General features: G+C 40.5%; 11 protein-coding genes and 2 pseudogenes. 7 read left to right on the top strand and 6 right to left on the bottom strand.

Features of this window, described 5'->3' with window-relative positions; translation table 11 throughout:
* Window positions 1-681: pseudogene (locus BMX14_RS16175) on the bottom strand (SDR family NAD(P)-dependent oxidoreductase); the annotation flags it as partial.
* A 504-nt stretch (window positions 682-1,185) separates the two neighbouring features.
* Here BMX14_RS16175 and BMX14_RS16170 point away from each other — a divergent pair.
* Both BMX14_RS16170 and BMX14_RS16165 read left to right on the top strand, forming a co-directional pair.
* Window positions 1,186-1,431 (top strand): type II toxin-antitoxin system Phd/YefM family antitoxin, encoded by a 246-nt coding sequence (locus tag BMX14_RS16170; RefSeq protein ID WP_092678529.1) that lies wholly within the window; start codon window positions 1,186-1,188, stop codon window positions 1,429-1,431.
* Window positions 1,403-1,687 carry a Txe/YoeB family addiction module toxin gene (locus tag BMX14_RS16165; protein ID WP_329957829.1) on the top strand — a complete coding sequence of 95 codons (285 nt, stop codon included), beginning with the start codon at window positions 1,403-1,405 and terminating at the stop codon, window positions 1,685-1,687. The genes BMX14_RS16170 and BMX14_RS16165 overlap by 29 nt, the downstream gene beginning before the upstream one ends.
* 117 nt (window positions 1,688-1,804) lie before the next feature.
* Here the strand turns inward: BMX14_RS16165 and BMX14_RS16160 are convergent, their stop codons facing one another.
* The 3 genes from BMX14_RS16160 to BMX14_RS16150 are packed head-to-tail and all read right to left on the bottom strand — an operon-like array spanning window position 1,805 to window position 3,865.
* A complete protein-coding gene (locus tag BMX14_RS16160) occupies window positions 1,805-2,251 on the bottom strand; it encodes a lysozyme inhibitor LprI family protein (protein WP_092678527.1) in 447 nt (148 codons plus the stop codon).
* Between the two features lie 30 nt (window positions 2,252-2,281).
* A complete protein-coding gene (locus tag BMX14_RS16155; protein ID WP_092678525.1) occupies window positions 2,282-2,740 on the bottom strand; it encodes a hypothetical protein in 459 nt (152 codons plus the stop codon).
* 12 nt (window positions 2,741-2,752) lie between these two features.
* A complete protein-coding gene (locus BMX14_RS16150) occupies window positions 2,753-3,865 on the bottom strand; it encodes a MobA/MobL family protein (protein WP_092678523.1) in 1,113 nt (370 codons plus the stop codon).
* A 169-nt stretch (window positions 3,866-4,034) separates the two neighbouring features.
* Here BMX14_RS16150 and BMX14_RS16145 point away from each other — a divergent pair, with 169 nt between their 5' ends.
* The 4 genes from BMX14_RS16145 to BMX14_RS16130 all read left to right on the top strand — a co-directional run bounded on the left by BMX14_RS16145 (window position 4,035) and on the right by BMX14_RS16130 (window position 8,183).
* Window positions 4,035-4,490, top strand: coding sequence for a conjugal transfer protein TraD (locus tag BMX14_RS16145; protein ID WP_092678521.1), 456 nt, complete (start codon window positions 4,035-4,037; stop codon window positions 4,488-4,490).
* Between the two features lie 586 nt (window positions 4,491-5,076).
* On the top strand, window positions 5,077-6,033 hold the full coding sequence (locus BMX14_RS16140; protein ID WP_092678519.1) for a replication initiation protein: 957 nt from the start codon (window positions 5,077-5,079) through the stop codon (window positions 6,031-6,033).
* A 2-nt stretch (window positions 6,034-6,035) separates the two neighbouring features.
* Complete coding sequence (locus tag BMX14_RS16135; protein WP_092678517.1) at window positions 6,036-6,500, top strand: MerR family transcriptional regulator; 465 nt, start codon at window positions 6,036-6,038, stop codon at window positions 6,498-6,500.
* A gap of 564 nt (window positions 6,501-7,064) precedes the next feature.
* Window positions 7,065-8,183, top strand: coding sequence for a CfaE/CblD family pilus tip adhesin (locus BMX14_RS16130; protein WP_092678515.1), 1,119 nt, complete (start codon window positions 7,065-7,067; stop codon window positions 8,181-8,183).
* A 109-nt stretch (window positions 8,184-8,292) separates the two neighbouring features.
* Here BMX14_RS16130 and BMX14_RS17215 read toward each other — a convergent pair whose 3' ends face one another.
* The gene (locus BMX14_RS17215; protein WP_092678531.1) at window positions 8,293-8,358 is read right to left on the bottom strand and encodes an IS1 family transposase; all 66 of its coding nucleotides are present in this window, start codon (window positions 8,356-8,358) and stop codon (window positions 8,293-8,295) included.
* Between the two features lie 55 nt (window positions 8,359-8,413).
* On the opposite strand from BMX14_RS17215, the pseudogene BMX14_RS16120 reads away from it, so the two are divergent.
* Window positions 8,414-8,632 (top strand): annotated as a pseudogene (locus BMX14_RS16120) (IS1 family transposase); the annotation flags it as partial.
* Between the two features lie 117 nt (window positions 8,633-8,749).
* Here BMX14_RS16120 and BMX14_RS16115 read toward each other — a convergent pair.
* Window positions 8,750-8,913, bottom strand: a 164-nt coding sequence (locus BMX14_RS16115; protein WP_143056436.1) for an SDR family oxidoreductase, incomplete at its 5' end; no start/stop codon positions are given.

The following is an 8,913-nucleotide window of genomic DNA, read 5'->3' as shown; positions in this document are numbered from 1 at the left end:
TAAGAACAACGCTGTTTCCGCAATTTCTTCAGTTGTCGTTATACGACCAGTCGGCATTTTGCTGAGGAATTCTGCTTTTGCATCTTTATTACGCCCAACAAATCTATCAAACATGTCAGTATCTACTGGGCCAGGTGCAATAGCATTGACTCTGATGCCTTTTACCGCAACCTCAAGAGCCACAGAGCGTGTTAAGCCATTAACAGCATGTTTACTAGCAGCATATACGCTACCTCCAGGTATACCTACCAAACTAGCTTGTGAAGATATATTAATCAAGCTTCCTGATCCCTGTATAGTCATAACCGGTAACGTATGTTTCATTAGCAGTTGTGTTCCTAGAACATTCGCATCAAATACCTTATGAAAATCCTCTATTGTTGTCTGGTTATGAGGTGCAGGCTGTCCTTCTGTTCCAGCACTATTGATAAGCACATCAATCCTACCATAAAATTGGAGGGTTTTTTTCAACTAAGGCGATAATTTGCTCTTCAATGACAACGTCTGCCAGGATAAAATGACAATTATGATTTATTTTTTTAATTCTTTTTGTAGTTTTTCACCATACTTAGCCTTTCGACCAGAAAATACAACATTATAACCATTTTTTGCAAATTCCCGACAACATTCTTCTCCAATCCCAGAAAGTGCACCTGTAATAACAACAACTTTTTCTGACATATCAGAATCCTTATTATGGGTTGTGAATCATAGTTAGTATATGATCTGATATCATAGTAGCTGTAATGATTATAATTTAGTACTAAATTTAGTGTGGCATTTTGTGCGGAAGGTTGTTAAATTAGGAATAGATGCTGTAGCTCTTTGAGCAACTTTATTAAATTTTCTTTTTTTTCTATCGACTTGACACTATTTTACCTAGTAAATTTATTACATAAGATTTTTTTAAAAATCATAGGACATAGATGGAGAGCTATATAATTCATATACACGTCCAACATATCTGATACTCGATGGCAGAAAAATGCATTGTCAGGGCCAATTAATAACTGATATTTAGGTAATATGTCTGATACTTTATTTTTCATTTTTCCCCTCCAGGAAGCGAGCTTCATACTTACCATAATGCCCTCTAAAACACACGAAGCTGGTTTATGAGTAAATAATCGTACCTGATGACGTACACGTGTTATACTGTGTTTAAATCATAGAGGAACAATCAATATGCAAGCAATCACTTTTACGGATGCTCGTAAGAACTTCGCAGACACAATGAAGCGCGTTACCGATGATGCAGAACCAGTACGCGTAATGCGCCGTGATGCCCCTGATATTATCATGATTGATGCTGATGAATATGAAGCCTTAATCGAAACAATTTATTTATTCAGTAATCCAGTTAACGCAGATCATATCAATGAAGCAATGAAGCAGGCGGAACGTGGTGAATTTGTCAAAGTGGAATATTAAGTTCACTAAAAATGGTGCTGATGATGTCAACTACTGGCGAGATACTGACAAAAAAAAGTTTGAGCGTGTCAGGCAACTACTCCAAGACATAGAATCAGATCCTTTAACTGGCATAGGAAAGCCTGAAAGATTACGGCACCATAAAGACCCATCCCTCTATTCGCGGCGTATAGACCAGACACATCGATTAGTTTACTCCATCCAAGACGGCGAAGTAATTATCTACGCAGCTCGCTACCATTACGGTGATAAATAGACAAGTAGCTAGAAATCCCGCTTTATTGGGGCTTGTTGATATCCTGCGTAAAACGTCGATTATGTTAAATAAAGTGGATTTGGTGTTAATTTTGCAAAAGAACTTACCCCATATTGATTAATTAGGGGGTAATCCCATTTGTGATATTTCATTAGCATGATTTTTATTCAGGTTTATCTGGCACTGATCAATGTAAGACTGGTAGTCATAGGAATCCTCGTCCAATTCGGTTGCTATCGATAAGCAAAGCTGGGACCGGTAATCTTTCCAAGATTTTTGTGCTTGAAGAAATCTCCTGTTATAAACATCCCCAGCAGTTTCTTTAGAATCATCTTTTCCGTTGAAAGGACCTACATTATTTGCTTTTATCCTTTTAACCGTTTCAGAAATTAGAGTATCCAATTTTTTATTACTAACTTCTTTTTTGGCTGACAGGCAATTATAGGCTGACGGAATATCTTTATTTTTTTTGAAACAAGTATCACGCTCCTGCCCTATTGAAAGTTCAGCTTGCACTGTAAGAGGAAAAATAAATATACCTAGAAGGACTAAAAGTTTATTCACTGGAGATACCTTATCCTATTTCTGTGTTTTTCATATTTGGCATAAATAGGTGAATTTCTTATATACGTGATTGAGGTAATAGGTAAACCCAATAAGGATCCCTGAAAGTAACGTAAAACCCACCAATACCGTCCAGAATGCTGACTTCCAATAAAACCAAGCCGCCTCACGCCGAATTGATTTCACCGTCTCTCGCGCATCATTAACTACCTGAGTCAGAGAACTGATAGCCGGCTTCTGCTTCTCAAGTGCCACAGCTCTCACTTCCTCTGACACTTGCGCAATACCTCGACTAACAGACTGCCTAACCGTATCCGTCACATCACCGGTCGCCTGAGACAGCGAACGTATGGCACCGGCAAGTTTCGCGTTTTCCTGCCTGAGCAAAGCAGATTCTTTCTCAAAAGCTTCAATTAACGCGGTAACGCGCGCCTCTTGCCGTTGCTGATGGCCTATTAAGGCCGCTATTTTCTTAATTTGCTCATCCATCACAGTCTCCTGTTACATTCTTGGGCCACGGCTGAACTTCGGTTTTGACTGCTGAGAGGGCTGCTGTTTTAGCTTCTCAGCTTGTTTTTGGCGTTCTTGTTCGCGCTGTTTTTGCAGCATCGCTTGTTTCAGTTGTTCTTGTTGCTTGAGTTGTTGCTGATGAATGCCGGAAAACTCAACCATTGAGGAATCAATCAACGATTGCAGGTCAATATCCTGCTGAATATCGCCCATAGCCGCACTGACCAGCTGAGCAATCTCATCCTGGTTAGCCTTACCTGGCTGACGCTGTTCACGCTCAACTGCTAACGAGTTTCGCTGTGCCTCATCGCGTTCCCGCAACACACTGTGCAGTGAACGGGTCACATCAATGACACCTTGTAACGCCGCTTTTTGTTCAACCGCAACAGACTCAGCCTCGCGCCGGTCAATCACGGCTTGTAACTGGGTAACATCAAGCTGTCTGACCTGATAAGGCCCAAGGTGACGTTCAGCCTGCCGGTCAATGCCTTGCGCTTTATAGGACCGTGCATCAACACGTTCATCATGCTGATATTTATCTAGATAGGTATTCTGTAAATCGGCCCAACGGCTGCGCTGTTCGATGAGATAAGCTTTACGCTCGGTCGGGGTTTCCCCAAACCGCACCTTTTTTGCCCCACCGCGCTCAGGGTGTTTGCTATTGGCCCGTTTGAAATACTGCTCAGGGTCACGCTCAATACCATCACACTGTCGCTCTGATAACATGATATGGGCATGCGGTTGTTCGCCACCGGCAATCGCCGCCTTGGGATTATGAATGGCAAATTGGTAGGCATGACGTTCACCGATTTCCTGTGACACAAAGTCACGGACCAACGCCAACCGTTGCCTATCATCCAGCTCACGCGGCAGCGCAATTTCAATCTCTCGATAGGTACAACCATTGGCGCGTTCATGGGCATCGGCGGCCGCCCAAAACTCAGCCGGCTTATGCGCTGCCCAATTAGGCATATTGCCCGACTCGACGTGAACCAGGTCATCATCACGGCGGCGGGCATACTTATCTTCTCGGGCAATATAGTGGGCATGGGCAAGGGCTTTTCCTTTGCCGCCGACTTTAACGCTCAGATGATAAGAGGCCATGGTGGTTATCCCGCTGAAGGCGCGCACAGTTTCTACGACAACGTCGAGAAACGTCTAAGTGCGCCATATCAATAATTCGTGATATGGACTGTAACGAGGTTCGTGTCAATTTGCCAGCACAGAAATCACCGATTACGATGAACGAACAGACGAATATGAGGGTAAAACGATGACTGAAAAACAGCAACAATGGCTGATAGACCGGCTTCACTATCTGCGCGGACTCAAATCACCCAGTGAACAACAACGATTATTGATACTGCTCAGCGAAACAACGGACCGAACAGCGCAGGAAGAGAAAACGCTCAGCCTCCTAGTCAATGCCGAACGTAGCGCGGTCAAAGCCCAGGAGGCCCGTACCAAAGTCACCAACCTCATCCAGGCAGAGAAACGTGCTGCCGCGAAAGCCGCCCGCAAAGCCCGTGACCATGCCCTCTATCAATCGGCCGGTTTACTCATCATGACGGGGCTCGTTGATAGCCAAACGGGAAAGCCTATCGATAACGCCGCAGCCTTACTCGGTGCACTCAGTAGCCTAAACGAATTACCGCGTGATAATCCTAAGTGGCAAGAGTGGAAAACGAGAGGCGAAATACTCCTCGAGCAAAAACAGATAAAACCCTAACGCTAAAATGGCCTGTAAGCGCCGTAGCGGCTTTTTTAATACCTAAACACCCGTCTCTAGGGCTAAAGGTCAAATAAGCCCTTACAGGCTCTCCTAGCCCCTTATTTTGCTAAGCCGTGAGCGAAGCGAACTGAAGTTAGCGGACTTAGCAAAATAAAAAGGGTTAACGGTCGAAGACAAAAGGACGACTCAGCGATCCGCCCGAGCGAAGTCGAGGGAGCTACTTATAAGGTTTTAGGGTCTTTACATAAAGGAGCAAACAGCGTTTGCGACATCCTTTTATGTCTATTCAAACCTGCCAATTTAGCGGATTTATCCACAGGGCTGGGATCTATTCTTTTTTATCTTTTCTATTCTTTCTTTATTCTAGGTTTTTTAATTTACTGATTTTAAATAATAAAAAAACCAAGTTGTGGACCAAAAATCATAGACTGTGGACTAAAAATCATAAAGCTGGAAGTTAAATGTGGACCAAAAGTCATAGTGCTCACAGAAAAAGTCATTTTGTGGTCTTTTTTTAATGACGACCACAAATAATTAATGTAGTCTTGCCTATAAAACGGCCACAATGATTTAGGTGTATTGAATGTCAGAGTTAGTTGTATTCAAAGCAAACGAATTAGCCGTAAGTCGGTATGACCTTACTGAGCATGAAACTAAACTGATTTTATGTTGCGTATCCCTGCTCAACCCAACGCTAAACAGTCCATCTAGAGCAGATAGAACCGTAACATTTACGTACCAGCAGTATGCAAAAATGATGAATTTATCATTAGATAACGCTTATCACAGATTGAATAAGGCAACTAGTGAGCTTATGAAGCGAACTGTTGAGATCATTTATCCTACTGGTGATACAGAAAAAACAATTTTTCAATGGGTCAACTTCGCTAGGTTCAGTAGAAAAAACCAATCTCTAGAGCTCGTTTTTAGTGAGGACATATTACCTTACCTATTCCAGCTGAAGAAGTTCATAAAATATAACTTAGAGCATGTTAAGTCTTTTGAAAACAAGTACTCAATGCGTGTATATGAGTGGCTATTAAAAGAATTAACTCAGAAAAAAACGCATAAGGCGAACATAGAAATCAGTATCGAAGATTTCAAATTTATGTTGATGCTAGAGAGTAAATACAAAGATCTGAGAGACTTTAATAAAAAAATTCTTAACCTTGTTTCTCGTGATTTAAACTCTCATAGCAATATGAAAATTGAGATTTTAAAGTTAGGTAGACCCGCGGATACGTTAATTTTTCAGTGTGAGTTAAGCCCCAAAGTGAAGTTGGACGAAAGAACCCCGATCAACTCAAATGTAAGCAACATACCTAAATCAATAGAGCCAACGTTAGATCAGCTGCATGATTCCTTAAAAAGGACATTGCACAATGCACTAACGGCAAAAACACAATTGAGCAGCTTTGAAGCCAAATTTCTCAGCGATATGCAAAGCAAGTATGACCTTAACGGGTCGTTTAACTGGCTCAGCGAAAAACAACGCCAAACACTAATTAATATTTTAACTAAGCATGGACACTTGAGGTAGTTATGACATTGGTTTCAATTAGTGAAGCAGCCAGGCTAACGGGGAAAGCTCGAAGCACGCTACACAAGTATATAAAACAGGGGAAACTATCTACGACTACAGATAGCGACAAATCAAAAAAGATAGAAATATCAGAGCTATTGAGGGTTTTTGGCCCATTAACAGGTGTAGTTAGTGACACTGTCACTACAGTAGCGAAACAACAGCAAGCTACACACGTGAATACAGATGAACTACATGCAAGAATACAGTTATTGGAACAAGAAAACTCGCACTTGAAGGACACAAATAGCCTTTTAGAAAAAAATTTAGATGATATTCGACAAGCCATGTATTTGATCGAGTCAAAGCTCCCCAAAAACCCCGAGCCAATACCTGAGCCTCAGCCCGAACCGGCAACGCCGGCAGTCACCGAGACTGTCACACCTGTCGCCACGAAGAAGTCCTGGCAATTCTGGCGAAAATAGCGGTTTGACCCGGCAAAGCGACCCAAACCAAAACCTCGATTTTGACAACAAATGGGTAACATAATTTCCGCCCCGTTTTAGCCAGGTAAAGTGACACTTTTGGGCGGTTGAGGGGATTTTCGTGATGAGTGGTGTGCCGGCGGTGCGCAAAAGCACCCTTATGTTAAATAGAGGCTCTTTATAAGAATTAAGATATACAACTAATGATCTATAATTATAGTAATATCTAGTGAAGGTTTGTAAAATGAATAGTAGGTCAGCTAACTACGACGATGATGGCTCAGACATACTCATTTGCTCAGCTTCTCAGCTGTCTTATTGCTTCTCAAACAAAACAAAGAGGTTACATCCCTGTCTGTTTTAAAAGCATTAAGAAGCTCTGAATTTTCAGAGGAAAAAGGTCTGTGTGAAGATGAAAAAATAATTATCGATAACCTTAAAAGCTCATACATTAGTCGACCTTTCTATAAAAAATCCCACACTAGGCGGGATCGAAAGTAATGAATCAAATTTATTAATAGTCATTACCAAATTAAAAAGTAAAATATAGGGGTTTAATTAACCATGAAAAAAATAATTAAATTAAAAAAGAATCTTTTCATCTTGATGTTTTTTTGCTTTTCATTTTTCATCATGAAGTCATGCGCCGCATATGTCAATACTGAGTGTTACGCCACTACTAACGGGAATAAAATATATTCAGTAAAATACTATTTAAAAGTAGATAACATTTCATCAAGCACTCCGAATGGCTCTGTAGTTGGTAAAGTTTTAGCTAAAAAAACCCATTTTACTTGCGATGACCATGGTCCTTATCAGTGGGGATTACAAATACTTCCTAGTGCAATGGGAGTTGGGGGATCAAGCACTATATGCAAAACGAATATAGATGGAGTTGGTGTCCAATATATTAATGTTTTTGGGAGACCTATAAACTGTGACTCTTGGGATGAGATCTTACAACTTAAACCCGCCGATGTAAAATCCGGTGATTTAGAAGAAGGTACTGTATTAGCAAATATTATAAAAACAGGCCCCCACAGTGGAAATAAATCAGGAAACCTGATATTAAATTCAAGATTGAATGCCTATTACAACGGAGGTACCAATGCAACCCCATGGGGAAACCTTATATTACAAGGTAGTAGCGAAATAACATTCTATCAATATCAACCCCAAATATACTTCCCATCAAGCCCGCAATCTATGCCGATCATTGATCTTAATATAAATAGTTTTATCAACAGAAGAGGAACTTCAGGTAAAGCACCTGAAATAACTCTTGATATGTGCTTATATGATGGTAACGAATCCACGAGTAAAGGTTTAAAATTAACCTTTTCCGATCAAGCTTCAGGTATTGCTGGCAGGTCTCCTGGACTTTTTTCAATATTTAGAAACGGAGGTAACAATAATAATGTTCAAGATAGATTGGACTATAAAGTAAGTATACTCAATCCCACCAATAGTTCTAAAGAAGAAATAAAAAATGGTGTCGAGATTTATTGGTCTGGAGTCAATGAACGTAAAATTTTACGACAGGTTGTACTGCCTGGTATTCCCGGCGTGTCACTATGCGTTCCCGCGCCAATTACTTTTAGCACACCAATAATGGATATTTCTGGGAAATCTTCAGGTAAATATTCTGGAGTATTGACAATAATATATACCCCAAGCACATAAAAAAAATATTAATGCATAACCTAAGTGCGGGTTATGCATTTTAGCAAGAGTATCTATTCTATAAAAACGGGGTAATGACTCCAATTGATTGGAGTCTATGGTCAAAATCCTAAAGGCCAAGACGGTAGACTTGAGCAGATTGACATCGAGGACAATGAACAGTAACGCTGGCCATGATAAAACCTCAAAAGCCTTATTATACATAACTTCAACTAATTGGATGCATTACCATTGTATGGATGAGGGATGGATGGCCGCTATATAAATCACGCCTGAAGGGTAAGTTTCACGTTATCAGTAAGCGCTATACACAAAGAATCGAACGACCTAATCTGAATTTTAGGCAACATCTGGCAAGGCTGGGACGAAAATCCCTGTCATTCTCAAAGTCGGTGGAGTTACATGATAAGGTTATCAGGCACTACCTCACGATAAAAAAATATCAATAAATTGGAGTCGTTATCTACTAATTTAAATTATAACATTCTCTTACTTAATATTAATTAATTTTTATATATAAAAACTCCCTATATAATGATAGGGAGATGTTAATTAAAGTTTATTATTTAACCAACAGAATACCCACCATCAACTGTGATTATCTGTCCAATGATAGATCTAGCTGAATCTGAGGCTAAGAACAACGCTGTTTCCGCAATTTCTTCAGTTGTCGTTATACGACCAGTCGGCATTTTGCTGAGGAATTCTGCTTTTGCATCTTTATTACGCC

Source organism: Rosenbergiella nectarea (assembly GCF_900111105.1).
Lineage (GTDB): Bacteria > Pseudomonadota > Gammaproteobacteria > Enterobacterales > Enterobacteriaceae > Rosenbergiella > Rosenbergiella nectarea.
This window is presented reverse-complemented; position numbering and strand designations above follow the sequence as displayed.

Coding starts and splice junctions, on each gene's coding strand:
- BMX14_RS16145 (WP_092678521.1), top strand. CDS start 4,035: ATGACTGAAAAACAGCAACAATGGCTGATAGACCGGCTTCACTATCTG.
- BMX14_RS16135 (WP_092678517.1), top strand. CDS start 6,036: ATGACATTGGTTTCAATTAGTGAAGCAGCCAGGCTAACGGGGAAAGCT.
- BMX14_RS16155 (WP_092678525.1), bottom strand. CDS start 2,740: ATGGATGAGCAAATTAAGAAAATAGCGGCCTTAATAGGCCATCAGCAA.
- BMX14_RS16140 (WP_092678519.1), top strand. CDS start 5,077: ATGTCAGAGTTAGTTGTATTCAAAGCAAACGAATTAGCCGTAAGTCGG.
- BMX14_RS16170 (WP_092678529.1), top strand. CDS start 1,186: ATGCAAGCAATCACTTTTACGGATGCTCGTAAGAACTTCGCAGACACA.
- BMX14_RS16150 (WP_092678523.1), bottom strand. CDS start 3,865: ATGGCCTCTTATCATCTGAGCGTTAAAGTCGGCGGCAAAGGAAAAGCC.
- BMX14_RS16130 (WP_092678515.1), top strand. CDS start 7,065: ATGAAAAAAATAATTAAATTAAAAAAGAATCTTTTCATCTTGATGTTT.